Origin of the sequence: Campylobacter volucris (genome assembly GCF_008011665.1) — a bacterium.
GTDB classification, from domain to species: Bacteria; Campylobacterota; Campylobacteria; order Campylobacterales; family Campylobacteraceae; genus Campylobacter_D; species Campylobacter_D volucris_A.
Genome location: NZ_VOWJ01000033.1, coordinates 34700 through 59164, shown reverse-complemented (window position 1 = coordinate 59164; position 24465 = coordinate 34700). Strand labels below are relative to the sequence as shown.

24 protein-coding genes and 1 pseudogene are annotated in these 24465 nt (G+C 27.9%); 16 read left to right on the top strand and 9 right to left on the bottom strand.

Annotated elements, in window-relative coordinates; genetic code table 11:
* The first annotated feature begins 12 nt into the window (after positions 1-12).
* Genes FPD38_RS07545 through recO form a run of 6 tightly spaced genes read left to right on the top strand, consistent with a single transcriptional unit; the run spans position 13 to position 4068 of the window.
* Positions 13-597, top strand: a complete 585-nt coding sequence (locus FPD38_RS07545) for an FKBP-type peptidyl-prolyl cis-trans isomerase (protein ID WP_147556126.1) — start codon at positions 13-15, stop codon at positions 595-597.
* A complete protein-coding gene (gene fabD, locus FPD38_RS07540; protein ID WP_147556124.1) occupies positions 597-1517 on the top strand; it encodes an ACP S-malonyltransferase in 921 nt (306 codons plus the stop codon). The genes FPD38_RS07545 and fabD overlap by 1 nt, the downstream gene beginning before the upstream one ends.
* Positions 1514-2200: a 5'-methylthioadenosine/adenosylhomocysteine nucleosidase gene (locus tag FPD38_RS07535; RefSeq protein ID WP_147556122.1), complete on the top strand. Its 687-nt coding sequence runs from the start codon at positions 1514-1516 to the stop codon at positions 2198-2200. Before fabD ends, FPD38_RS07535 begins: the two co-directional genes overlap by 4 nt.
* A complete protein-coding gene (locus FPD38_RS07530; RefSeq protein WP_147556120.1) occupies positions 2197-2949 on the top strand; it encodes a PP-loop family protein in 753 nt (250 codons plus the stop codon). Before FPD38_RS07535 ends, FPD38_RS07530 begins: the two co-directional genes overlap by 4 nt.
* Positions 2942-3454, top strand: coding sequence for a cysteine hydrolase family protein (locus tag FPD38_RS07525; protein ID WP_147556118.1), 513 nt, complete (start codon positions 2942-2944; stop codon positions 3452-3454). The genes FPD38_RS07530 and FPD38_RS07525 overlap by 8 nt, the downstream gene beginning before the upstream one ends.
* Positions 3454-4068, top strand: coding sequence for a recombination protein RecO (recO, locus tag FPD38_RS07520; RefSeq protein ID WP_147556116.1), 615 nt, complete (start codon positions 3454-3456; stop codon positions 4066-4068). The genes FPD38_RS07525 and recO overlap by 1 nt, the downstream gene beginning before the upstream one ends.
* Here the strand turns inward: recO and FPD38_RS07515 are convergent.
* Genes FPD38_RS07515 through bamA form a run of 7 tightly spaced genes read right to left on the bottom strand, consistent with a single transcriptional unit; the run spans position 4052 to position 10259 of the window.
* The gene (locus FPD38_RS07515) at positions 4052-4372 is read right to left on the bottom strand and encodes a hypothetical protein (RefSeq protein ID WP_147556114.1); all 321 of its coding nucleotides are present in this window, start codon (positions 4370-4372) and stop codon (positions 4052-4054) included. The two genes, recO and FPD38_RS07515, sit on opposite strands and share 17 nt — an antisense overlap.
* A gap of 60 nt (positions 4373-4432) precedes the next feature.
* Entirely contained in the window at positions 4433-5359 is a 927-nt protein-coding gene (locus FPD38_RS07510) for a tRNA dihydrouridine synthase (RefSeq protein WP_147556112.1), read from the bottom strand.
* Complete coding sequence (locus tag FPD38_RS07505) at positions 5356-6339, bottom strand: hypothetical protein (protein WP_147556110.1); 984 nt, start codon at positions 6337-6339, stop codon at positions 5356-5358. Before FPD38_RS07505 ends, FPD38_RS07510 begins: the two co-directional genes overlap by 4 nt.
* Positions 6336-6692 carry an RNA polymerase-binding protein DksA gene (dksA, locus tag FPD38_RS07500; RefSeq protein WP_147556109.1) on the bottom strand — a complete coding sequence of 119 codons (357 nt, stop codon included), beginning with the start codon at positions 6690-6692 and terminating at the stop codon, positions 6336-6338. Before dksA ends, FPD38_RS07505 begins: the two co-directional genes overlap by 4 nt.
* 8 nt (positions 6693-6700) lie before the next feature.
* Entirely contained in the window at positions 6701-7156 is a 456-nt protein-coding gene (locus FPD38_RS07495; protein ID WP_147556107.1) for a 23S rRNA (pseudouridine(1915)-N(3))-methyltransferase RlmH, read from the bottom strand.
* A 2-nt stretch (positions 7157-7158) separates the two neighbouring features.
* Positions 7159-8001 (bottom strand): acetyl-CoA carboxylase, carboxyltransferase subunit beta, encoded by an 843-nt coding sequence (gene accD / locus FPD38_RS07490; protein WP_147556105.1) that lies wholly within the window; start codon positions 7999-8001, stop codon positions 7159-7161.
* A gap of 41 nt (positions 8002-8042) precedes the next feature.
* Positions 8043-10259 carry an outer membrane protein assembly factor BamA gene (gene bamA / locus FPD38_RS07485; RefSeq protein ID WP_147556103.1) on the bottom strand — a complete coding sequence of 739 codons (2217 nt, stop codon included), beginning with the start codon at positions 10257-10259 and terminating at the stop codon, positions 8043-8045.
* Positions 10260-10510: 251 nt separating this feature from the next.
* On the opposite strand from bamA, the gene pgp6 reads away from it, so the two are divergent.
* The 9 genes from pgp6 (at position 10511) to FPD38_RS07435 (ending at position 21429) form a co-directional block, all read left to right on the top strand.
* On the top strand, positions 10511-11890 hold the full coding sequence (gene pgp6, locus FPD38_RS07480; RefSeq protein ID WP_147556101.1) for a peptidoglycan metallopeptidase Pgp6: 1380 nt from the start codon (positions 10511-10513) through the stop codon (positions 11888-11890).
* Between the two features lies 1 nt (position 11891).
* Positions 11892-12776: a UDP-3-O-acyl-N-acetylglucosamine deacetylase gene (lpxC, locus tag FPD38_RS07475; protein WP_147556240.1), complete on the top strand. Its 885-nt coding sequence runs from the start codon at positions 11892-11894 to the stop codon at positions 12774-12776.
* A 41-nt stretch (positions 12777-12817) separates the two neighbouring features.
* On the top strand, positions 12818-13225 hold the full coding sequence (locus FPD38_RS07470) for a tRNA threonylcarbamoyladenosine biosynthesis protein TsaB (RefSeq protein ID WP_187153123.1): 408 nt from the start codon (positions 12818-12820) through the stop codon (positions 13223-13225).
* Between the two features lie 7 nt (positions 13226-13232).
* A complete protein-coding gene (thrB, locus tag FPD38_RS07465; RefSeq protein ID WP_147556097.1) occupies positions 13233-14111 on the top strand; it encodes a homoserine kinase in 879 nt (292 codons plus the stop codon).
* 271 nt (positions 14112-14382) lie between these two features.
* Entirely contained in the window at positions 14383-17007 is a 2625-nt protein-coding gene (gene infB, locus FPD38_RS07455; RefSeq protein ID WP_147556095.1) for a translation initiation factor IF-2, read from the top strand.
* A complete protein-coding gene (gene rbfA, locus FPD38_RS07450) occupies positions 17004-17366 on the top strand; it encodes a 30S ribosome-binding factor RbfA (protein ID WP_039665062.1) in 363 nt (120 codons plus the stop codon). Before infB ends, rbfA begins: the two co-directional genes overlap by 4 nt.
* Positions 17356-17778 (top strand): ribosome maturation factor RimP, encoded by a 423-nt coding sequence (gene rimP / locus FPD38_RS07445; RefSeq protein ID WP_147556092.1) that lies wholly within the window; start codon positions 17356-17358, stop codon positions 17776-17778. The genes rbfA and rimP overlap by 11 nt, the downstream gene beginning before the upstream one ends.
* A gap of 94 nt (positions 17779-17872) precedes the next feature.
* The gene (locus FPD38_RS07440; protein WP_261798318.1) at positions 17873-20104 is read left to right on the top strand and encodes an McrB family protein; all 2232 of its coding nucleotides are present in this window, start codon (positions 17873-17875) and stop codon (positions 20102-20104) included.
* Entirely contained in the window at positions 20104-21429 is a 1326-nt protein-coding gene (locus FPD38_RS07435) for an McrC family protein (protein WP_147556090.1), read from the top strand. The genes FPD38_RS07440 and FPD38_RS07435 overlap by 1 nt, the downstream gene beginning before the upstream one ends.
* A 6-nt stretch (positions 21430-21435) precedes the next feature.
* Here FPD38_RS07435 and FPD38_RS07430 read toward each other — a convergent pair whose 3' ends face one another.
* Both FPD38_RS07430 and FPD38_RS07425 read right to left on the bottom strand, forming a co-directional pair.
* Positions 21436-22419 carry a PDDEXK family nuclease gene (locus FPD38_RS07430; RefSeq protein ID WP_147556088.1) on the bottom strand — a complete coding sequence of 328 codons (984 nt, stop codon included), beginning with the start codon at positions 22417-22419 and terminating at the stop codon, positions 21436-21438.
* Positions 22406-23369, bottom strand: a pseudogene (locus FPD38_RS07425) (DNA cytosine methyltransferase). Before FPD38_RS07425 ends, FPD38_RS07430 begins: the two are co-directional and overlap by 14 nt.
* Positions 23370-23476: 107 nt before the next feature.
* On the opposite strand from FPD38_RS07425, the gene ribD reads away from it, so the two are divergent.
* Positions 23477-24463, top strand: coding sequence for a bifunctional diaminohydroxyphosphoribosylaminopyrimidine deaminase/5-amino-6-(5-phosphoribosylamino)uracil reductase RibD (ribD, locus tag FPD38_RS07420; protein ID WP_147556086.1), 987 nt, complete (start codon positions 23477-23479; stop codon positions 24461-24463).
* The last annotated feature ends 2 nt before the right edge of the window (positions 24464-24465 follow it).

The following is a 24465-nucleotide window of genomic DNA, read 5'->3' as shown; positions in this document are numbered from 1 at the left end:
AAAGGAGTAAAAATGGCTATAGAAAAAAATAGTGTAGTTTCTATGTTTTATGAATTAAAAGATGCAAATACAAATGAGATTTTAGAATCAAATATTCACGCAGAACCTATATCTTTTATTTTAGGTAAAGGTCAAATTTTAGAAGGCCTTGAAGAAGAAATTCAAAAATTAGATGCTCCTTGTAATGCAGATATTGTTATTAAAAAAGAACAAGCTTTAGGTGAGTATGATGCAAATGCTTTACAAACTTTACCGAAAGAACAATTTGCAGGAATTGATTTGCAAGTTGGTATGGAGCTTTTTGGAGAAGGTGAAGATGGTGCAACCGTAAGAGTGATAGTAAGAGAAATTACTGATAATGAAGTAACTATTGATTATAACCATGCTTATGCAGGTAAAGATTTGTTATTTTCTTTAAATATAGTTGATGTAAGACCTGCTACTGAAGATGAAATCTTAACAGGTATTGTTGCAGGTAGTAGAAGTTGTGGATGTGCTAGCAGAGGACATCATGATCACCACCATGGTGGTGGATGCTGCGGTGGTGGCCATGGCCATGGTGGCGGTGGTGGATGCTGTGGAGGACATCATCACTAATGAATAGCGCATTTATATTTCCTGGTCAAGGCTCTCAAAGCTTTGGCATGGGACTTAGTTTTTATGAAAATTCTAAAAAAGCTAAAGAATTATTAGATAATGCTAGTGATTTTTGTAAAATTGATTTTAAAAATTTGCTTTTTACAGAAAACGATGATTTAAATAAAAGCGAATTTACTCAAATGGCTATAGTTTTAAATTCTTTAATGGCATATGAAGCCTTAAATGAAAATATTGCATTAAAAACTAATTATGCTTTAGGGCATTCTTTGGGTGAATTTAGTGCTTTAGCGGTGCAAGGTGCATTTGATTTTTTAGAAGTGATTTCTTTGGTTAATAAACGCGGAATTTTTATGCAAGAAGATTGCTCTAAAATAGAAGCTGGTATGATGGTGGTTTTAGGCTTAAAAGATGAAGTGGTAGAAGAAATTTGTTATAAAGCTCAGCAAAATGGTAAAAAAATATACGCAGCTAATTATAATTGCCAAGGGCAAATTGTAGTTGCAGGATTAAAGCCTGATTTGATTCTAGCTGAGGCAGAATTTAAAGAAGCTGGAGCTAAACGAGCTATGCTTTTAAATATGAGTGTAGCAAGCCATTGTCCGCTTTTAAAAGAAGCTTCATTAAAATTAACACAAGAATTAAAAAGTATTTTAAAATCTGATTTTAATCAAGTTGTTTCTAATGTAAATGCAACAATTTATACTAATAAAGATCAAGCTTTGCAATTATTAAGCGATCAACTGATTAAACCTGTGCTTTATAAACAAAGCATACAAAACATAGATGAAAAGATTGATTTTTATATAGAATTTGGTGCTAGTGTTTTAAAGGGATTAAATAAAAAAATTAGCCAAAAAGAAACATATGCTTTAAGCAAAATGCAAGATATAGATGAAGTATTAAAGGTTTTAAAATGAAAATTGCAATTTTAGGCGCTATGCCAGAAGAGATTACCCCTTTATTGGAAACTTTAAAAGATTATGAAACTATAAATTATGCTAATAATGCTTATTATTTAGCAAAGTATAAAAATCATGATTTGGTTATTGCTTATTCTAAGATAGGTAAAGTAAATTCCACTCTTAGTGCTAGTATAATGATAGAAAAATTTAAAGCAGAAATTTTACTTTTTACTGGGGTTGCAGGTGCGTTTAATCCAAATTTAGACATAGGTGATTTAATCTATGCTACAAAGTTAGCTCAATATGATTTAGATATAACTGCTTTTGGGCATCCATTGGGATATGTTCCTGGTAATGAAATTTTTATAAAAACTGATGAGAGGTTAAATAATCTAGCTTTAGAAGTTGCAAAAGAATTAAATATCAAAATTCAATCAGGTGTTATAGCTACTGGAGATGAATTTATTTGCGATGAAAACAAAAAAGCAAAAATAAGAGATATTTTTAATGCTGATGCTTGTGAAATGGAAGGAGCTAGTGTGGCTTTAGTTTGTGATGCTTTAAAAATTCCTTGTCTTATATTAAGATCAATGAGCGATAAAGCTGGTGAAAAGGCTGAATTTGATTTTGATGAATTTGTAGAAAAATCAGCAAGAATTTCAGCTAATTTTGTATTAAAAATGTGCGATAAATTATGATAAATCTTAGCAAAAGACTTATCAGAGAAGTAGCTAAGGCTAATGCTAAATTTTCTCTTATAGAAGATAAAGATAAAGTTTTATTAGGGCTTAGCGGGGGTAAAGATTCTTTAGCTTTAGTCCATCTTTTATCGCGTATGCAAAAACACGCTCCTTTTAAATTTGAACTTAAAGCTGTAACTTTAAGCTATGGTATGGGAGAAGACTATACTAAATTACATAATCATTGTAAAGAGCATGGTATAGATCACGAAGTGATTGATTCTAATATATATGAAATTTCTGGTGATACTATAAGAAAAAATTCTAGTTTTTGTAGTTATTTTTCTAGGATGCGAAGAGGTGCTTTATATACTTATGCATTAGAAAATGGATACAATAAACTTGCTATAGCTCATCATTTAGATGATGCAGTGGAAAGTTTTTTTATGAATTTTATTTATAATGGATCTTTAAGAAGTTTGGCTCCAAAATACAAAAGTAAAAGAGGTATAGAGGTGATTAGGCCTTTAATATTTGCAAGAGAAAGACAACTTAGGGAAAATGCTATAAATAATGAGTTAGAAGTTATAGGAAATGAGTTTTGTCCTGGTATGAAACTTAGTGAAAAAAATGTTAAATTTCCACATGCTAGAGAAGAAGCAAAACAGCTTTTAGCAAATTTAGAAAAAGAAAATCCAAAATTATTTACTAGTTTAAAAACTGCATTTAGTAATATACATTTAAATAGTTTTTTTATGAATGAGTAAGCTTTTAGTTGTAGTAGATTATCAAAATGATTTTATAGATGGTAGTTTGGGTTTTGCTCAAGCTACTAAAATCAAAGAAAACATACTCTTTCTTTTGCAAAATCACCAAGGTGATATAGTTTTTACTTTCGATACACACGAAAAAGATTATTTAGACACTCAAGAAGGTAAAAATATCCCTGTTTATCATTGTTTAAAAGATACAAATGGCTGGAATATGCCAAAAGAATTTGATATATATTTAAAACATGCCAAACACATTTTTTATAAAAATACTTTTGGAAGTTTAGAATTTGCGAATTTTTTAAGAGTTAATTTTTATGAAAGTATTGAATTTTGTGGCTTAGTTTCACATATTTGCGTTTTTAGCAATATTATTTTAGCTCAAAGTGCTAGTTGTAATTCTGAAATTTTATTACATCAAAAAGCTTGTGCAAGTTTTGATGAAAAATTAGAACAAAGTGCTTTTGAAATTTTAAGAGCTTATGGTGTGAAGATTGTATAATGCAAGGATATATTTTACACACTCAAAGTGTAAAAGATGAAGATTTAATTGTAAATATATTAAGTCTTAAACAAGTGGTTAAATCTTATCGTTTTTATGGAATGAGACATTCAAATATTTTAAATGGCTATAAGATAGATTTTGAATTAGAAGAAAGCTCAAGATTTTTGCCTAGATTAAAAGATGTTTTGCATATTGGTTTTTCTTGGATTTTAGATAGAGAAAAAATGTTTTTTTGGCAAGAATTTATTAGACTTTTTTATTGGCATTTAAAAGATGTAGAAAATTTAGACTCTTTTTATTTTGAGCTTTTAGATGAGTGTGCTAAACGCTTTGAAAAGCAAGATTGTAAAAGAGTAATAGTAGATGCGTATTTGAAAATTTTAAATTATGAAGGTCGTTTACATAAAGAATTTGTCTGTTTTGCTTGTGATGAGCAGATAATGCAAGATGTAGTTTTAATTAGAGCTTTTTTACCAGCTCATAGCAAGTGTGTATTTGGTTACGAATTTAATCCTAGACATTTATGCCATTTTTATGAAAAACAAAATTCATCGCATATGTGCGATGAAGAAATTGATAAATTATATAAGATTATTAAAGAGGGGTTTTAAGAGTAATATCATACATTGTAATCGCCTCTTGTCTTAATCTTGCGATAATATCAACATTATTAACACAAGCATCTTTGAAAATATCTTCCTTGCTATTTTCTATACTTTTTAGCAACTTGCTAAGTTGATGTTGTGAATCTTGGATGCAAGAACTAATGCATTTTGGATTTTGTTCTTGTAAAATTTGTTCAAAATTTAAAGTTTGATTGTTGAGTTTTGAAGCATGTGCTGCAAGGTTATTTGCACTTGTTCTAATCCCTTCTACTACTTTACAAATTCCTTTTGAACTAATATGAGCTCCCATTAACCTTCCTTGTTTTATGGTATCTCTTCATTATATTGCTTATTGCTAAACAAGCAAAAATCATTCCTTATTGAAAAATTCTCTCATACAATCTCGCATAATTTGAGGATCGTTAATGCGATTTACTTGATCTCTAAAATTTGAAGCATCTTCAAGTCCTTTGGAGTATTCATGCAAATGCTTTCTAAAAATACTAACACCTTGTTCTTTGTAATGTTTTAACATTTCTTCAAAATGAGCAAAAATGATTTCATTTTTAGTTTTTTTATCTATTTTTATACCTTGCTTGATTTCATAAAAAATCCAAGGTTTACCTATACTAGCTCTTCCTATCATTAATGCATCGCATTTAGTTTTATTAAATACTTCTTGAGCATTTAAAGCATTTATATCGCCATTTGCAACTAAAGGAATTTTGATATTTTCTTTAGCTAGTGCTATGGCTTCATAATCAGCATTTCCACTATACATTTGCTTTCTTGTTCGACCATGCATGCTGATAAAATCAACCCCAGCATTTTCACAAGCTTTTGCTATACAGATAGGATCTTTTTTATCATATCCTAATCTTACTTTAACACTTGTTGTTTTTTTCTTGCTTGTTTTTTTAATGAGTTCTAAAATTTTTTGTAATTTATCAAGATCTTGCAAAAGAGCACTTCCTGAGCATTGTTTTATGACCTTATTTACAGGGCAACCACAATTAAAATCAATTCCATCTATAAAATCAAAACGATTTAAGATTTCTACAGCTTGTTTGATGATTTTTTCATCTGATCCTGCAATTTGAACTATATAAGGATTTTCAAGTTCGGCTTTTTGTAGCATTTTTAAGGTTTTTTCACTTTCATACACTAAAGCATTAGAACTGATCATCTCGCTAATTGTAACATCAGCTCCAAATTGTTTTACTAAATTACGCAAAGGTAAGTCAGAAAATCCAGCCATAGGAGCTAAAAATAAAGGTTTTTGCTTAAAATCAATCATTGTATCATTTTATCTAAATCAAATTTTTTATTATGTTCTTTTAAAAACAATATAAGTCTAAAATCTTTAAATTCTTGTTGATCATTGCCTAATTCGCTCATTAATTCTTCATACATACCAAATTCAACCAAAATATAGCAATATGCTCTAAAAGCTTGTGTATGAGTATCTTTGATCTTTTTAAATAAAACTATTAAATTTTGAGGTTCTATTTTTTTACAAAGAATTTTTGCACTTTGTAAAAATATTTGCTCATTGATTTCATTTATACTTAGTAAAATTTCTATTTCAGCAAGTGAAAGTTCTAAATTTTCTAATTCATAGCGTTGGAAAAGAGTTAAAATATCTTCTTGAGATTTTTGAATTTTTAAGCTTTTTATTTTGTTATAAGGGGCTTGTTTTAAAATTGCTTTATAAGCACTAATATCTAGATCATTGTTTAATTTTTCTTTATTTTTTAAGTATGAAAATGCATAATCATAGTCTTTACTGAAGTGATTTTTCTCATTGAGTATGAAAATTTCATTATTATAATCTAATTTATATTTTTTAAGATCTACAAAAGATCCATTATAAATTTCATCTAAAATATCAATAATAATATCAATTTTTTCATTTTGCACTTTTTCTTTAAATACCAAACTTTTGGTAATTTTTTCTATATCTTGGAATTCTTGGGTTTTAAATTTAACTTTAACATTTTTTTTGAGTAATAAATTTTCGATTAAATTTTCATAGTTTTTACTATCTTTTATAAGATTTTTAAATTGTAAATGTTTTAAAAATCCATAAAAACTCATATGTAAAAGTGCTAATATCATTAAAATAAAAGCAGGCAGAATGATCCATATGCTAATAGGCAAAGTAAGTTCAAAAGTAGAAAGAGTGAAAGTATAATCACCTAAATTTAAATTATAAACTAAAGCAGCGATGATTAAAAGATAAATCAAACTTGCAAAGAAAAATAATTTTACTTTCATATTTCTTTCCTTTTTTCTAAATTTTCACGACAATTAATGCAATATTTTGCATGAGGTTTGACTTTCAATCTTTCAGGGTGAATGTATTCCTCACAATATTCGCAAATTCCGTAGGTGTTGTTATCTATTTTACTTAATGAAAGCTTAATTTCATTTAATTCTTTTTTTAAATTTTCATTTATCGTAAAATCAATGTGTGAGCTATTATCAATTTGTTGTATATCTACTTCATCGCGTGGTTCGCTACTGTGGAGATTCTTGATATTAGTTATATTACCTTGAAGCTCTTGTAAAATTTCTTCTTGTCTTTTTTCAAGAATAAGTTTAAATTCTTCAAGTTGTAATTCTTGCATAAATGCTCCTATTTGTGGTATGGATGGTTTGTATTAATGCAAAATGCTCGATAAATTTGTTCTAAAAGCATTGTTTTTGCAAATTTATGGGCTAAAGTCATTTTACTTAAAGCTAAATTTATATCCATTTGTTCAAGAAAAGTTTTTTCAAAGCCATATGCTCCACCTATGAAAAAAGAAATTTCATTTTTATCTTGTAAAAACGAAGCAAATTCAATACTTGTAAATTCTTTTCCTTTTTCATCCAAGGCTATACAAAAACCTTTCTTGTAGGGATTTAAAGCTTGAGTATAAGCTTTTTTTGCTTCATTGGTATTAATATTTTGTGCGTTAGCTATTTTATTATTAAAAACACATATTTGATTAAAATTTGCAAATTTTTTTATAAGCTTGATATAGTATTCATTAAGCTTATAAAATTCATCATTGTTATTTTTTTGTATGCTAATGATTTGAATTTGCATTTTTAATTTTTAGAAAAAAATCTTAAAAAATCACCAATAAATTTTTTATGATCATTTCTTTCTACTATAGCATCAATTAAGCCGTGTTCAAGTAAAAATTCAGCTCTTTGGAAACCTTCAGGTAAATCAGCTCCTATAGTCTGCTTGATAACTCTTGCGCCAGCAAAGCCTACTAATGCTCCAGGTTCAGCTATGATAATATCTCCAAGCCATGCAAAAGATGCACTTACTCCACCCATAGTAGGATCGGTTAATACTGAAATAAAGGGTAATTTTTCTTCAGCTAAAAGTTTTAATGCCGCACTTGTTTTGCTCATTTGCATTAAAGAATAAGTACTTTCTTGCATTCTAGCACCACCACTAGCACTTACAATTACTACAGGAGTCTTTTTTTCTATCGCTCTTTCTATCGCTCTTACAATTTTTTCACCCTCAACCGAACCTAAACTTCCACCCATAAAAGAAAAATCAAAAACAACAAGTTGAGTTTTTGTTCCATCTATAGTACATTCTCCACTTATAAGAGCACTTTTTCTACCTGTTTTTTCTTCATTTTCTGCTAATCTTTTTTTATAAGATTTACTATCAACAAATTTTAAAGGATCTATAGCGTGTAGATCTTTATCCATTTCTATAAAAGAGTTTTCATCACTTAATAATTCTATGCGTTTTAATGGAGAAAGTCTCATGTGAAAATTGCATTTTGGGCAAACATTATAAGAAGTTTCTATTTCTTTGTAGTACATTAGTGCATGACAAGAATTACATTTTACCCAGTGATTTGGTGCTTCATTTGGGGTTGCTTGTTTGCGTCTTATACTAGAAAAAATATCTAAAAAATTCATCATCTCTACCTAAAATAAAATTTCAAAATTATAACAAGATTTTAAAATCTTGCGCCTAACATAAATTCAAATTTGCTTAAATCATCAGTTGATCTAGTATTAAATGGTTTAGCAAAAACTAAATTCAAAGCCCCAAGCGGTGTTAGCCATTCAAAACCCACCCCAGTGCTCCATCTTTGAATTTGAGTGATTGAACTTTCTCCTATAGTGCCATAATCAAAAAAGACACTTCCTCTAAGTTTGATTCTATCAAATATAGGAAAACTAAGCTCTACAGAATTTGCAAATGCTATAGTTCCTCCAGTCTCATCTCCCCATGCATTTTTAGGACTAACACTTCTTCTATCAAAACCTCGAATCGTTCCTATACCACCTAGGTATAATTTTTCATTAATTGGTAAATATCCTTGATCCCATACCTTATAAAAACTTGCCTTATAACGATAAATTAAATCCCAGCCTATGTAATCTTCCAAACCTTGATAATAATTAAATTTACTAGTTGAGCTAATAAATTTTTGATCCCCACCTAATCCTGCATATTCTAAAGTAGTAGAAGCGATAAACCCAGTTCTTGGTAAATAATAATCATCTGTATTATTAAATACAATAGATGGAGCAATAGAACTTTTATAGCTTTTTCCTAATTTATAGCCTTGATTAATCAAACGATCGCTCAAATGATAAATATCACTTTGTTCAAGATTGTAAGTAAGATCTACACTAGTGTATCTTCCTAAAGATTTACCTACGCTAATGTCAAAACCATGATTTCTTTCATCATAGCTATTCCATTCAAAACGATCAGAATATAAAGATCCACCAAGTGAATACTCACTATCATTTACCCTTGGATTTTTTAAAGTTACTCTTCCTGATAAAGTTTCATCGCCTTTATCGATATTAACACTACCTTTCATACCAGAACCTAAAATATTTGCATCCGATAAAGAAGCGCTAAGCAAGATTCCATCACTTGTGCCATAGCCAATACCGCCTGATATAGCTCCAGTTGAAGCTTCTTTGACTTCAACTATCAAGTCCATATGGGTATCATCAACTCTTTGTTCTTTTATATCTACATTTTCAAAATAGGCAGTTCTTCTTAATGCGTTGCGCGAATCTATCAAATCTGTTCGGTTGTAAAGGTTTCCTTCGGTTAGGTAAAGCTCTCTACGAATGACTCTATCGACTGTTTTTGTATTACCTGAAATTTCAACATTTCTTATATAAACTTTTTCATTTGGTATGACTTTAAATATTATCACAGCTTCATGCTTTTCTTTATCTTTTTGAATATCTGGTATAACTTGGGTATAAGCATAACCTAAATCAGCAGTTTTTGTTTCTATGGTTTTTATATCTTTTCTTAATTTTTCTATATTGACTTTTTTTCCTATGCTTAATTCAAGATCTTTTACTAATTTTTTATTTTCTTCCTCGCTAAAAACAGGATTATAAATTTGAATATCTTTGACTTTATAAATTTCACCTTCATTGATAAAATAAGTTAAATCAGCTTGGTAAGTATCCATGTAAGTTTTTAAAAATGCTGGAGATACGCTAACATCCAAATAACCTTTTTTTAAATACACATCAGAGATTCTTGAGCTATCACTTTCTAAATCAAAAATTTTAAGTTTTCCATCATTAAAGCCCCACATCCAACCCAATAGTTCTCTTTGTTTATTAGCAATAGCTGGTTCTATATCTGAATAATCTAATTTTTTAGCCCCACTTAAATGGACATTTTCTATAATAATATTTTCACCGCGATTGACGATAAAGGTAACTTTTAAAGCGCTAGAGTTACTAAGTTTCTCACTTTTTACTTCTACTACAGTGTCGTAAAAGCCTTTTGCTTGATAGAAAAGCTTTATTTTTTCTATGGATTCTTTAATAGAATTTTCATCATATAAAAGACCAGGTTTTAATCCTACAAGATTTTCTATTTGTTTTCTATCATTACTTGCGATACCTTGTATATCTATTTTTCCAATGGAAGGTTTTTCAACTACTTTAAAAATAATCACTCCATTATTTTCTTCTACCACTATGTCTTTAAAATAGTTTCTACTAAAAAGATTTTTAACAGCTGTGTCTATATTTGCAAGGTTAATTTTTTGTCCAATTTTTAGCTTTGAAATAGCTAAAGCACTTTCTTTGGAAAGTTGAGACAAACCTTCAAATTTAATTTCTTTAATAGTAGATGCACAAAGTGAGCTTGATAGCGCAAAAAATATAAACCATTTTCTCATTAGCAATTACCTAAAATTTTATATACAAAAGCATTATGATAGCAAAATATTTTTAATCAATAGTTTTTAATGCAAAATTATAAAAGTTGGAATAGTTAGATTTGATTCACATAAAAGATTTTTATCTATATTTTAAAGATACAAAGAAATTTGAGAGAAATTTTGTAATTTTTATCTATTAATTTACTCTTAATTTGCTATAGAATAATATATTGTATAACAAAATTAAATTTTTAAGATTGAAGGTAGAAATGGTTTTTGCTCGTAAAAGATCAAATAAAAAATGGTTTTTCTTAGTATTTTTGGTATTAATCATCATAGCCGCTTTTGTTTTAAATACAGGATGGTTTGAAAGAGGAGTTCCTATTATTAAAACTAAAGCAGAAGTTATATATAGCAATTTAAATAATCCAATTACTATAGAAATTGATGATAAAATTACTCTAAAAGATGTAAAAGTAACTTTATTTAAAGACAATGAGCTAAATGGCCAAATTTTAGTCAATGAAAAAGTTCAAGGAAAAAAGAAAAATATACGCTTTGATTTAAAACTTCCGAAATTAGCTTATAAAGAAAAAATAAATTCATATAAGCTTTTAATCGAAGCTAGTGATAGTAGCTTTTGGAATCTTTTCTTAGGAAATATTGCTTCTAAAGAGGTAAAAATTATAGTAGATACAAAAAATCCTGCAGTAGATATTATAAATAATTCTTATCAAATAGAACAAGGTGGAGTAGGTAGTGTAGTATTTAAAGCAAATGATGAAAATTTAGAAGATGTGTATATAATAACTGATAAAGATAGAGTATTTAAAGCAATTCCTTTTGTTAAAAAAGGATACTACGCAGCATTGATTCCTTGGGATGTTAAAGATGAAAATTTTAGAGCTTATATTGTAGCTAAAGATAAAGCAGGAAATATTAATAAACAAAGAATTAGATACTATTTTGCTAATAAAAAATACCGAGTATCTAATATAAAATTAAATGATAAATTTATAGATGGTAAAATTGAATTTTTAGCTAAAACATATGCTCCAAAGGGTCGAGAATTAACTAGACTTGAAAAATTTAAATTTGTCAATGAAGATTTAAGAAATTCTAATGAAGCATTGATACATGAGATTACGAGTAAGGTTCCAGATGATATTATCAACAATTTTAAGATAAATCTTTTTGCACCTTTAAAAAATGGTCAAAAAGTTGCTGATTATGCTGATCATAGATTTTATTCTTATAATAATGAACCTTTGAGTAGTTCTTATCATATGGGACTTGATTTGGCTAGTGTTAAAGAAGCTCCTATTATTAGTAATAATGATGGTGAAGTTGTCCTTGTCCAAGAAAATGGAATTTATGGATTAAATATTATTATTTATCATGGCTTTGGAATTTATACTCTTTATGGGCATTGTACTGATGCAAAAGTAAATGTAGGAGATAAAGTTAAAGCAGGAGAAATCATAGGCACTACCGGAACTACAGGCTTGGCACTTGGAGATCATGTGCATTTTGGAGTATTGGTTCAAGGAATTGAGGTGCGTCCTGAACAATGGCAGGATGCAAAATGGATAAAAGATAATATATATAATGTTTTAAATTCAAGTAAGAAAAAAATTTTGAGTGAATAAGATGAATCAAACAACTATAGAAAAGATTGTAAAAGGTGTAGGTATAGGCTTGCATAAAGGAGAACCAATTAGTATCCAATTAGAACCATTAGAGGCAAATAGTGGCATAGTTTTTTATAGAAGTGATCTTGGAATTTCTTATGAAGCCAAGCCTCAAAATGTCATTGACACAAAAATGGCCACAGTAATAGGAGATCAAAGAGGATATATCTCAACTATAGAGCATTTAATGAGTGCTATTAATGCTTATGGTATAGATAATATTCGTATCGTATTAAGCGCTAATGAGGCTCCTGTTATGGATGGTAGTAGTATAGGTTTTTGTATGATGCTTGATGAAGCAGGTTTAAAAGAGCTTGATGAGGTAAAGAAAATTTTAGTGATTAAAAAAACTATTGAAGTTAAAGAAGGTAATAAATTTGTTCGCTTAAGTCCTACAGATATGCCTATTATAAACTATACTATAGAATTTGATAATCCTATCATCGGAAAACAAAATTATTGTTTTGAATTTAGTAAGCAAAACTATATCGAGCAAATAGCAAGGGCTAGGACTTTTGGCTTTTTAAAAGATGTTCAAGCACTAAGAGCTATGAATTTAGGTCTTGGTGGAAGCTTGGAGAATGCAGTAGTAATTGATGATAATCGTATTTTAAATCCTGAAGGTTTGCGCTTTAAAGACGAGTTTGTGCGTCATAAAATTTTAGATGCTATTGGGGATTTGACTTTGCTTGGGTATAGAGTTTTTGGAAATTATACTTCTTATGCGGGTTCGCATAAACTTAATCATCTTTTAACAAAAGAATTATTAAAAGATTCTAGTGCATATGAGGTGGTAAGCTTAGAAAAAAGTACTCAAAAAGTCTATGAAAAGGTTTTTGCATAAAAAAGATTACTTTGCTTTTAAATGCTATTTCTAAGCCTTTAATGCTTGGAATTTATGAAAATGAGAATTTATTAGAGCTTATTGAAAATGATTTAAAAGTAAGTGAAATTTTACCCAAAATAATGCAAGAAATACTTTTTAAGTATGAGCTTGAAAAATTAATTTATGTTCATGGACCAGGTTCATATATGGGTATTAAGATTAGCTATGTATCGTTTAAAACTTTAGCTATTGTTAAAAACATACCTTTGTTAGCCATAAATGCTTTTGAGTTAAATAATAACGAGCCAATACCAGCTAATAAACATTTGTGTTTTGTAAAAAATGAAAAAGGTGATATTTGCTTACAAAAAGCACAAGCTGGGAAATTTTTTATGCCACAAAGTTTGAAAAATTTAAATTTGAGTGAGGATCATACTCCTTTTTATGTCTTAGATGCGATTAATTGAGGTTTAAATGAAAATTTTAGTTCCTGCTACAAGTGCCAATTTAGGCCCAGGGTTTGATTGTCTAGGTTTAAGTTTAAGATATTACAATCAAACCATAGTAGAAAAATCAAAATTTTTTAGTATTAGCGTGCATGGAGAAGGTGAAAATAATATGTACCTTAAAAAAAACAATACTTTTATAAATATTTTTAATGAAATTTATCAAAGATTAAGCGGTAAAAAAGAAAATTTTCGTTTTATTTTTTACAATAAAATTCCTTTATCAAGAGGTATGGGGAGTTCTTCTGCTGTTATTGTAGCAGCTATTGCTTGTGCTTATGGTATGAGTGGTTTCAAGATAGATAAAAATACTATTTTAAATGAAGCTTTAAAATTTGAAAATCATCCAGATAATATAGCCCCAGCTACACTTGGTGGTTTTGTATGTTCTATAGTGCAAAATGATAAAGTTTTAGCCATTAAAAAAAATATAGATAAAGATTTAAAAGCTATCATTACCATACCAAATGTGCCTATGAATACTCAAAAATCAAGATCAGTTTTAGCAAAAAAAATCAATTTTAGTGATGGGGTTTTTAATCTTTGTCATTCTTCATTTTTAACCGCATGTTTTTTAGAAAAAAAATATGATTTATTAAAATATGCTAGTTTGGATAAGCTTCATCAAGAACAAAGAATGAAAATTTTGCCAGATTTATTTGAAGTGCAAAAAATTTCTTTGCAAAATAATGCTCTTATGAGCACACTTTCAGGTTCAGGCTCAAGCTTTTTTACCTTAGCTTATAATGATGATGCAAAAAATATTCAAGAAAAGCTTAAAAATAAATTTGGTAACTTTCGAGTTAAGCTTTTAGATTTTGACAATGAAGGCTTTAAAATTTGCTAAAAATTTAAAAAAAAAGATATAATTTTGAAAAATCATATACCCATTAGAATGTGCATTGCATGCAAAGGTCGTTTCGAGAAACAAAGTTTATACCAATTTCAAATTAAAAACTCTCAAATTATTACAAAAGTAGAATTTGGAAGAAGTTTGTATATTTGTAATTTGTGTTTAAATAAAGACGATAAGACCTTACAAAAAACCTTTTTAAAAGTTAGCAAGGGTAGTTTTGGTGGCAGTGTAAAACAGCAGGAATTAAAGGAGATATTTTTTAATGGCAGATGTAAAGATTAGCGAGATAGCTCAAGAATTAGGATACTCAAGTAAAGAGATCATAGAAAAAGCAGTTGAGATGGGCTTAGAAGATATAAAATCACCCAATAAGAAAGTATCTTCTGAAATAGCAGTAGCTATATATGAGTATGTTCAATCTGGTAAAATTTTAGATGTGGTTAAAAAAATGCAAAAACCTAAAAAAGAAAGCACTACAAAAAAAACCATCAAAAAAGAAGAAGAACCCAAAAAACAAGAGAAAAAAATTAACAAAAAAGAACCCAAAACTAGCACTAAAATCCCTCAAATAAAAGAAGAAAAAGTAGCAACAATTACAAATCCTATTAAAGAAGAAATTACCCAAAAAGAAAAAGAAGAAATTAAATTAGAAGAAAAATTAGGTTCAAATTTGAATTTAGCTAAACGAAGAGGTTTGGTGATTGTCAAAAAGAAAAAAGAAGAAGCAAAAGAAAATTTAGCTCAAAAGGAAGAAAAATCAACTCAAAATACTCAAGGTTTCAGTTTGAGTATGATTTTTTCTAATTCTGATGAGAATTTAAAGAAAAAGAAAAAAGAAAAAAAACCTCATCATCCAGTTGCAAGTAAAAAAGAAAATACTACCAAAATGGATCTTTTAGGTGATAAAGATTTTGCTGAAATTTCATTAGAGAATGAAGATGAAGTGGTTTTGCCTGACTTTAGTGTTCAAGAGCAACAAAAACCAAGTGCAAATTTAAACAAAAAACAACCAAGCGTTTTAAGACAATCTTTAAATAATTCCATTAATCCTTTTGGCGAAGGTGGAATTCAAAGAAGAAGTCGTAAAAAACCACCTAAAAAGATAGAAAAAAAAGAAAGTGAAGCCATAACAAGTGTTAATATACCTAAAGAAATTCGTGTTTATGAATTTGCTGATAAAATAGGCAAAAATACAGGTGAAATTATCTCAAAGCTTTTTATGCTTGGTATGATGACTACCAAAAATGACTTTTTAGATGAAACGGCTATAGAAATTTTAGCTGAAGAATTTGGTATAGAGATTAACATAATAGACGAAGCAAATGAATTTGACTATGTAAAAGATTATGATGAAAATCAAGTAGAAGAAAATTTAAGCCAAAGAGCGCCAGTTATCACTATAATGGGGCATGTTGATCATGGTAAAACTTCTTTACTTGATTTTATAAGAAAATCTCGTATCGCAAGTGGTGAAGCAGGTGGCATAACTCAGCATGTTGGTGCTTATATGGTAGAAAAAAATGGAAGAAAAATAACCTTTATAGATACTCCAGGCCATGAAGCTTTTACAGCTATGCGTGCAAGAGGAGCTAGTATAACAGATATTGTTATTATAGTTGTTGCAGCTGATGATGGAGTAAAACCACAAACCAAAGAAGCTATAAATCACGCAAAAGCTGCTAATGTGCCTATAATCATAGCAATAAATAAAATGGATAAAGAAAATGCAAATCCAGATATGGTAAAAACTCAACTTGCAGAAATGGAAATAATGCCAGTAGAATGGGGTGGATCTTATGAATTTGTCCCTGTTTCAGCTAAAAAAGGCGATGGTATAGAAGATTTGCTTGAGATAGTTTTACTTCAAGCTGATATTTTAGAACTAAAAGCAAATCCTAAAACTAAAGCAAAAGCTAGTATTATAGAATCTTCAGTGCAAAAAGGTAGAGGTCCTGTAGCTACTATAATAGTTCAAAATGGAACTTTAAAAGTTGGAGATACAATGGTAGCAGGTGTTGCTTATGGTAAAGTTCGTGCCATGAGTGATGATCAAGGAAAACCTTTAAAAGAAATAAAACCGGGTGAATGTGGCGTTATCATAGGACTTAGTGAAGTAGCTGATGCTGGTGAAACTTTAATAGTTGTAGATAGTGATAAACAAGCAAGAGAATACGCAAATAAACGCCATGAGTATAATCGCCAAAAAGAACTTAGCAAATCAACAAAAGTAAGCATAGATGAACTTGGAGATAAGATTAAAGAAGGAAGTTTAAAAGCATTGCCTGTAATTTTAAAAGCCGATGTGCAAGGATCTTTAGAGGCACTTAAGGCTAGTTTAGAAAAACTTAGAAATGATGAAATTAAAGTAAATATCATACATAGTGGAGTAGGTGGTATAACGCAAAGTGATATAGAGCTTGCAAGTGCTAGTGAAAATTCTATTATCATAGGTTTTAATATACGCCCAACCGGAGAGATTAAAGAGCGTGCTAAAGATAAAGGTGTAGAAATAAAAACTTATAATGTAATTTATAATTTATTAGACGATGTTAAAGCTTTACTTGGTGGTATGATGAGTCCTATTATTTCAGAAGAGCAACTTGGCCAAGCTGAAATTCGTCAAGTTATAAATGTGCCAAAATTAGGTCAAATAGCAGGGTGCATGGTAACAGAAGGTATTATAAATCGCGGAGCTAAGATAAGACTTATTAGAGAAGGTGTTGTAGTATATGAGGGCAATGTAAGCTCACTTAAACGCTTTAAAGATGATGTAAAAGAAGTAGCAAAAGGCTATGAATGTGGTGTAGGTATAGAAGGATGCAATGATATGAGAGTGGGTGATTATATAGAAAGTTATAAAGAAGTTGAGGAAAAAGTAAGCTTATGAATCCATCAGAGATTAAAAAACTTCGCACAGAAAGCATTTTAAAAGAGCTTATACCTGAAGCTCTATCAAATTTAGATAATGCAAATTTAAAAAATTTATGCGTTGTTGATGTAGAGTGTAAAAAAGGTAGATATGATGCTTTTGTATATTTAGACAAGATGTTTTTTAATACTCACGAACAAGAAATCATACTCAATCAGCTTAAAAAAGCTTCAAAAGCTTTGCAAAATTACTGTATGAGTGAGCAAGGATGGTATAGATGTCCGAATTTTCATTTTAAATTTGATGATAGATTAGAGTATCAAAACCATATGGATGCACTTTTTGAAAAGATAAAAAAGGAAAGAAATGAATCTTGAAGCTTTGTGTAAAGAAGTCGGACTTAGTTTTTATGATGATGAGTTAGTAAGTGAAAATGGTAAAAAAATTTATAGAATTTATGTGCAAAAAGAAGGTGGTGTAAGGCTTGATGATTGTGCTAAGTTAAGTGAAATTTTATCACCTATTTTTGATGTAGAACCGCCTGTAAATGGAGAATATTTTTTAGAAGTTTCAAGCTGTGGGCTTGAGAGAAAGTTAAGTAAATTAGATCATTTTGCAAAAAGTATAAATGAACTCGTAAAAATCACTACAAATGAAAAAGAAAAAATCGAGGCAAAAATCATAAGTGTAAATGATGGAAATATCACTTTAGAAAATTTAAAAACCCAAGAAAAAACTACTATAAATTTCAATGATATAAAAAAAGCTAAAACTTTTGTGCAGTGGTAAAATTTTAGAATTCTAAATTTTTACTTATCTTTTATATAATTAAAGTTAAATACATTATTTTGTAATTTATTATAAAATAAAATAGGATTTAGATATGAATATTATTTTAGATGAAAAACAAAAAGAAAGTAATAAATTTTTAGAATTTCAAAAAAATTGGACTTTAGAAAAAGTTAAAAGTATGAGTCTTGAAGAATATACAAATCTTAAACATGAAAACCCAAATTATTATTGTTATTGGTTAGATGTTTTATTAAAAGAATATGCAGGATTTGGAGGAAATGATGCTGGAAAATTTGGAATTTATCGCTATAAAAAACCACCTAAAAAAGATGATTATTTATATGATAATAGATATGCTTGGAGAAAAAATCTTGGAAATACTAAAGATGAAGTTTTTGAAAAAGTAAAAAAAGAAATAGTTAAAGTTATAGAATATTCGCAAAATAATAATTTAAAATGTATTGATAAAGAAGTTTTAAATGAAATTTTACCTTTTGGTTTAAAATGGAAGATAGCGTTTCATTATCAAAATCCAAATGATATTAAAATTGTTAATATATTTAAAAAAGATATATTAGAGGCAATATGTAAAAATGAATTTAAAAGCAATTTAGAAATTTATGAATTACATAAAAAGCTGTTAAAAGATAAAATTTATACACTCGATAGTATGAGAAATGAAGTTTCGGTTCCATTATGGGAGTGTTATTCAAATTCGAGTAATAATGCAATCGAACAAAATAAAATTAATTTTTCTATATACTTAAATAAAGTTACTAAAAAAGATGGTAGCAAACTAAGTGAAGGAACTAAAGAAAATTATATAAAAGATATTTCTCGAATTTCTGCCAAATATTTGAATGTAAATCTATATAAATGTGATATAAAACAATTTGATCTTAAATGTAAAGAATTAGAAAATAATAAAAAATATTTAGATCAGAATTCTACAAATAAAAATAGATATTCGAGTGCTATAAAATATTATAGAGATTTTCTGATTAATTCTTCCGATGAAGAGTTTTATAATAATAAAGAAACAAATAAAGGATTAAATGTAGAAAATCCACCTTTAAACCAAATTCTTTATGGACCTCCAGGGACAGGAAAGACTTATCATACCATAGATAAAGCTTTAGAAATTTTAGGTGAAAATTTAGAAAATAGAGATGATAAAAAAGCGAAATTTGATGAGTATGTAAAAAATGGACAAATAGTTTTTACCACTTTTCATCAAAGCTATGGATATGAAGAATTTGTAGAAGGCATAAAACCTATAATAGATAATGATGAAAATTCTCAAGAAGTAAAATATGATATAAAAGATGGGATTTTTAAAAAGCTTTGTAAAAAAGCTTTGGAAAATAGAGATAATATAAAAAGTTTTAATTTTCATATAAATGATTTAAAAGAAAAAGCGAAAGAAGATGGTAATAATCCAGAAAAATATTTCAAACTACCAAATACAAAATATTCTATTCAATATAGGGGTGGAAAAACATTTAGAATTAAATTTGATGATATGAGTAAAAATCATAAAGATTATCCTGTAAATATAGATAATATAGAAAAATTATATAAAACTTCTAGTGTAGATGAAATATACAATTCAGCGTATGTTAGAGCTATATTACATTATTTAAAATCGCAAGGTTTAAGAGATTATGAAGAAAAAGATGAAAAAACAAATTTACCTTACATAATCATCATAGATGAGATCAATCGTGGTAATGTAAGTAAGATTTTTGGTGAGCTTATAACCTTGATAGAGCCTAGTAAAAGGATAGGTGAGCCAGAAGGGTTAAAAGTGAGATTGCCTTATAGTGGTGAAGAATTTGGGGTGCCTAAAAATGTTTATATCATAGGGACTATGAATACAGCCGATAGAAGCATCACTTCACTTGATACAGCTTTGCGAAGACGCTTTGAATTTGTCGAGATGATGCCTGATGTAAGCGAGTTATCTACAGATTGCGGAGGTGTTAATTTACAAGAATTATTAAAAGCTATAAATACGCGTATAGAATACTTGCTAGATAGAGAAAAAACTATAGGACACGCGTTTTTTATAGGTGTTGAAAATTTGAATGATTTAAAAAATGTTTTTCAAAATAAAATTATTCCGCTTTTGCAAGAGTATTTTTACAATGATTATGCATTAATGGATGCGGTTTTAAATAAAAATGGTATATTAGAAAAACAAGATATAAATAACGATTATTTAAAAAATATGACAGAATTTATAGAAAGTGATAAGATTATTTATAAATTTAGCGATAGTCAAAAATGGGATGAAAATACTTTTAAAAAAATATATGAATAATGAAAACAAGTAATACCTTTTCTATCATAGAACACCAAGCTTTTTCCAAAAAAGATTTAAAAGAGATTTTCAAAGAAAAGGCTGAAGTTTTCTATGGAGAATTAGAAAATTTTGCCAAAGATAATGAAGATTTTTTAGGATTTAAAAATAAAAATACCTTAAAAGCTAAAAATTATGTGGGTATTATACAAACAAAAAGTGGTGTTTTAGAAATTTTACCAAAATGCACGGATTTAGATAGTTATAAAGAAGATGATTCTTCAACTCACGATAAAGAAAAACTAAAAAAATACTACAAATTGGATAATACATCTAAAAATTATGATTTTTATGGAGAAAATTTTAAATTTAATCCTAAAATTCTTTTAATCAATATGCTAAAAACTTTAAAAAATTCTCCATTTAAAAAATCTCAAATTTCATCTTTGCAAATTTCTAAAATGCCTTTGTTTGAAATTTTTATTAAGATGTTTTTAGATGAATTTGATAGTGTTATTACAAAAGGTTTAAAAAGAGATTATGTAAGTATTGAAGAAAATAGAGCTTTTTTGAAAGGAAAATTACTTTTTAATGAAAATATCAAACAAAATTTAGTTCATAAAGAAAGATTTTTCACTCAAAGTGATGAATTTATTTTAGATGTAGCTCCAAATCGTTTGATAAAATCAACACTAAAATTTTTAAAATCAAAAACAACTATGTATAAATTTAAAATCACAAAAGCTTTGCAAATGCTAGATGGGGTAGAATTTTCTACAAATTATGCAAAAGATTTTGATTATAAAATTTCAAGACATTTTGATTATTATGAAAATATACTTTCTTGGTGCAAGATTTTTTTACAAAATCAAAGCTTTGCACCTTATAAAGGTCAAAAAGAAGCTTTTGCTTTGCTTTTTCCTATGGAGAAAATTTTTGAAGATTATGTAGCTTATATGCTTAAATTTACAAATCCAAATAAAAATATCAAAACTCAAAGTAGTGGAAAATATCTAGCAAATAAAAATGATGAAAAATGTTTTATGCTAAAGCCTGATTTGTATATAGAAAATGAAATGATTTTAGATACTAAATGGAAAATTCCCGATCAAAATAGCGAAGATAAAAAGCATGGCATAGCACAGAGTGATTTGTATCAGATGTTTGCTTATGCTTGTAAATTTAAGATAAATAATATAAAGCTTGTTTATCCACTTTGTGAAAGAACAAATGAGTTAAAAACTATAATAAAAGAGTTAGAATTTAATGCAAATAAGCATTTGCATTTTGAAGATCAAAAATGTGATATAAAAGTGCAAATATTTTTTGCACCTTTACCTTTTTGAAAAAATTTATAAATTTTGTAATAATTCTAATGTGAGTTGTGATGAACTTATCCCTTTCATATTTTGTAAATATTCGTTTTGTTTATATATTTCATCGGACACAATTAAATATACTCCATGATTACGAATAGCTTTTGCTTTTTCTTCACTTAAATCTAATCCTAAAGTTATTTCAATCATAACATCTATTTTGCTCATTTGACTTGTTTTTATAAATTGCTTATATCTTTCTCTTAAAGTTCTTTTTGCTCCTATTCCATAAGATTTTCCATTGAAATTAAAAAAGAAATCAAATTCTGTAGAGCTATCGTTTTCATCATGCTTTTTGGCTATTGTTTCCTGATTTATTCCTATAGATTGTAATTTTTGTAGTATTCTATTTTCATAATTATTACCACTATAACTTATGATAGATTGATTAATACTTTCATTGAAAATAAGCATAAAAATTTGATTTGGTTCCAAGCCATGTTTTTTTAATTCTTGAGAAAGGTGGCAAATGCTTAAAAAATATTCTTTATTCATGTCATCATGAAAGAATTGATTGTTGTCTATATGATTAAAAAATGTTAATGCCAACAAAGCTCCATTAACTCTAGTTGAGTATGGATTATATATTGTTATTTTATCGTATTCTAAAGATAATGGATCTAATTTTAATAATAACTCGGCATTGCTGATTTGTTTTATTTTAGCTAATTCTAGTAGTAAATTTTTAATTGAATAAATTTTTAAAGAAAATATAAATATATCAAAATCTATATTATTTCTAATTTCGTAAATAATTTGTTCTAAATAATTCCACTGGTTTAAACCATTTTTAGTATTTAAATTTATATATTGTTTAAGTTTATGTAAAGAATTTTCATTTTTTGATATATCGTATAAAATTTTTATCATTTGTGTGTCTGAAAAATTAATTTTAACTAGATATTTCATAAAAAAATAAAATTTTAAATTGATATCAAATTTTTTATCATCTATTGACATTATATAACTCCTTATAAATTAATTTAGCAATATTTTCAATTACGGGAATAGCTACACTATTACCAAATTGTTTATAACTTTGATTATCGCTTGCTGTTATTTTAAAACTATTAGGAAAACCTTGCAATCTAGCTGCTTCTCTTGGAGTAAGTTTTCTAGGATTTTTATTTTTTTGTTCAATTAATATTTCAGACCCATCTTTATAATATCTAGCACTAATAGTGCTAGTATAATCTGAGTTATGATTAAATAAAGAATAACCAAACCCATTACCTTTTTTTATGCTCTAATTTTCTACGTTGATGACCAGCCCATAGCTTATCTGAAATAGTATATTTTTCATCTACATTTTTCTCTAAAATGTCTCCTAGTTTAGATTTTATTGTAATATTTTTTAACTCATTAAAATTAAATGATATTTTTTTAAATTTATTTTTTAGAAAAGCTACAATATATATTCTTTCTCTATTTTGTGGTATTCCAAAGTTTCTAGCATTTAATACTTCTGAAAAAACATCATAACCCATATTTTCTAAAGTATTTTTTACGATATTAAAAGTTCTTCCTTTATCGTGATTTTTAAAACCTTTAACATTTTCTAGAAAAATAACTTCGGGTTTATGTTTTTTTACTATGCGTGCAACATCAAAAAATAATGTTCCTCTAGTATCATTAAAGCCTTTTCTATGTCCAGCAATAGAAAAGGCCTGACATGGAAACCCTGCTAATAATATGTTATGTTTAGGAATATCATTTTCATTTATTTGTGTTATATCTCCATGTGGGAGTTCGTTAAAATTATCAAAATAAGTTTGACGAGCAAATTTGTCTATTTCTGAGGAAAAAACAACTTTCATTTTTTCTTTAAATATATTTTCAAAACTAATTCGTATTCCACCAATTCCAGCAAATAAATCAATAGTTTCTAATTTTTTTGTATTGTCAAACATGTTTTAATCGTATAATCCGTAATCAAAGATAATTAAAATATCTATTATATAATATTGACTATAAATTAGGCATTAGAAATTATCTTATTTATAGATGAGAAGGTAGTATGACTCACGAGTTTTATATGAATTTGGCTATTGATGAGGCTTGGAAATATCAATTTTTAACTTATCCAAACCCTGCTGTGGGCTGTGTGATTTTGGATAAAAATGGTAAAATTTTAAGCATAGAAGCACACAAAGAAGCAGGTAATGCTCATGCAGAACTTGGGGCTATAAGCATAGCTTTACAAAAACTAAATTCAAATTTAAATCTACCAAAAAATCTAAATGATTTGCATGAATTTATTTGCAAAAATCATCAAAATTTATTAAAAGATGCCATTGCTTATGTGAGTTTAGAACCTTGCAATCATCAAGGAAAAACTCCACCTTGTGCAAAACTTTTTAGTGAGCTTGGATTTAAAAAAGTTTTTATTGCCATAGAAGATGAACACCAAATAGCAAGTGGGGGAGCAAAGTTTTTAAAACAAAATGGCATAGAAGTTCAAATAGGTATATGCAAACAAAGGGCTAAAGATCTTTTAAAACCTTTTTTAAAATGGCAAAAATCAAGTTTTAAATTTTTTAAACTTGCTCTTTCGCTAAATGGTTCAGCATATGGAAAAATAGTAAGTTCTAATGCAAGTAGAAGCTATGTTCATGCCGTGCGTTCAAAGCTTGATTTATTGGTAGTGGGCGGTGAAACCATAAGGTATGATAGGCCTATTTTAGATGTAAGATTAGTTCAGGCTAAAGCACCTAATTTATGTATATTAAGCCATCAAAATATAGATGAGTTTGATAAAACTATACCTTTATTTAGTGTTCCAAATAGAAAGATTTTTTCAAGCATTCCTAGTGATGCTAAATTTATTATGTATGAAGGTGGAGAGAATTTTTTAAAAGCTTTCAAAGATGAAATGGATATGTTTTTGATTTTTTCAAGTTCAAATTTAAATACTTTTGAAAATGTCAAACTAGATATGAAATTAAAACCTTTATACAAAGGCTTTTTGGAAAATGATACTTATGGAATTTATGAAAAATACTAAAA

Coding starts and splice junctions, on each gene's coding strand:
- FPD38_RS07545 (WP_147556126.1), top strand. CDS start 13: ATGGCTATAGAAAAAAATAGTGTAGTTTCTATGTTTTATGAATTAAAA.
- fabD (WP_147556124.1), top strand. CDS start 597: ATGAATAGCGCATTTATATTTCCTGGTCAAGGCTCTCAAAGCTTTGGC.
- FPD38_RS07535 (WP_147556122.1), top strand. CDS start 1,514: ATGAAAATTGCAATTTTAGGCGCTATGCCAGAAGAGATTACCCCTTTA.
- FPD38_RS07530 (WP_147556120.1), top strand. CDS start 2,197: ATGATAAATCTTAGCAAAAGACTTATCAGAGAAGTAGCTAAGGCTAAT.
- FPD38_RS07525 (WP_147556118.1), top strand. CDS start 2,942: ATGAGTAAGCTTTTAGTTGTAGTAGATTATCAAAATGATTTTATAGAT.
- recO (WP_147556116.1), top strand. CDS start 3,454: ATGCAAGGATATATTTTACACACTCAAAGTGTAAAAGATGAAGATTTA.
- FPD38_RS07515 (WP_147556114.1), bottom strand. CDS start 4,372: ATGGGAGCTCATATTAGTTCAAAAGGAATTTGTAAAGTAGTAGAAGGG.
- FPD38_RS07510 (WP_147556112.1), bottom strand. CDS start 5,359: ATGATTGATTTTAAGCAAAAACCTTTATTTTTAGCTCCTATGGCTGGA.
- FPD38_RS07505 (WP_147556110.1), bottom strand. CDS start 6,339: ATGAAAGTAAAATTATTTTTCTTTGCAAGTTTGATTTATCTTTTAATC.
- dksA (WP_147556109.1), bottom strand. CDS start 6,692: ATGCAAGAATTACAACTTGAAGAATTTAAACTTATTCTTGAAAAAAGA.
- FPD38_RS07495 (WP_147556107.1), bottom strand. CDS start 7,156: ATGCAAATTCAAATCATTAGCATACAAAAAAATAACAATGATGAATTT.
- accD (WP_147556105.1), bottom strand. CDS start 8,001: ATGAATTTTTTAGATATTTTTTCTAGTATAAGACGCAAACAAGCAACC.
- bamA (WP_147556103.1), bottom strand. CDS start 10,259: ATGAGAAAATGGTTTATATTTTTTGCGCTATCAAGCTCACTTTGTGCA.
- pgp6 (WP_147556101.1), top strand. CDS start 10,511: ATGGTTTTTGCTCGTAAAAGATCAAATAAAAAATGGTTTTTCTTAGTA.
- lpxC (WP_147556240.1), top strand. CDS start 11,892: ATGAATCAAACAACTATAGAAAAGATTGTAAAAGGTGTAGGTATAGGC.
- FPD38_RS07470 (WP_187153123.1), top strand. CDS start 12,818: ATGCTTGGAATTTATGAAAATGAGAATTTATTAGAGCTTATTGAAAAT.
- thrB (WP_147556097.1), top strand. CDS start 13,233: ATGAAAATTTTAGTTCCTGCTACAAGTGCCAATTTAGGCCCAGGGTTT.
- infB (WP_147556095.1), top strand. CDS start 14,383: ATGGCAGATGTAAAGATTAGCGAGATAGCTCAAGAATTAGGATACTCA.
- rbfA (WP_039665062.1), top strand. CDS start 17,004: ATGAATCCATCAGAGATTAAAAAACTTCGCACAGAAAGCATTTTAAAA.
- rimP (WP_147556092.1), top strand. CDS start 17,356: ATGAATCTTGAAGCTTTGTGTAAAGAAGTCGGACTTAGTTTTTATGAT.
- FPD38_RS07440 (WP_261798318.1), top strand. CDS start 17,873: ATGAATATTATTTTAGATGAAAAACAAAAAGAAAGTAATAAATTTTTA.
- FPD38_RS07435 (WP_147556090.1), top strand. CDS start 20,104: ATGAAAACAAGTAATACCTTTTCTATCATAGAACACCAAGCTTTTTCC.
- FPD38_RS07430 (WP_147556088.1), bottom strand. CDS start 22,419: ATGTCAATAGATGATAAAAAATTTGATATCAATTTAAAATTTTATTTT.
- ribD (WP_147556086.1), top strand. CDS start 23,477: ATGACTCACGAGTTTTATATGAATTTGGCTATTGATGAGGCTTGGAAA.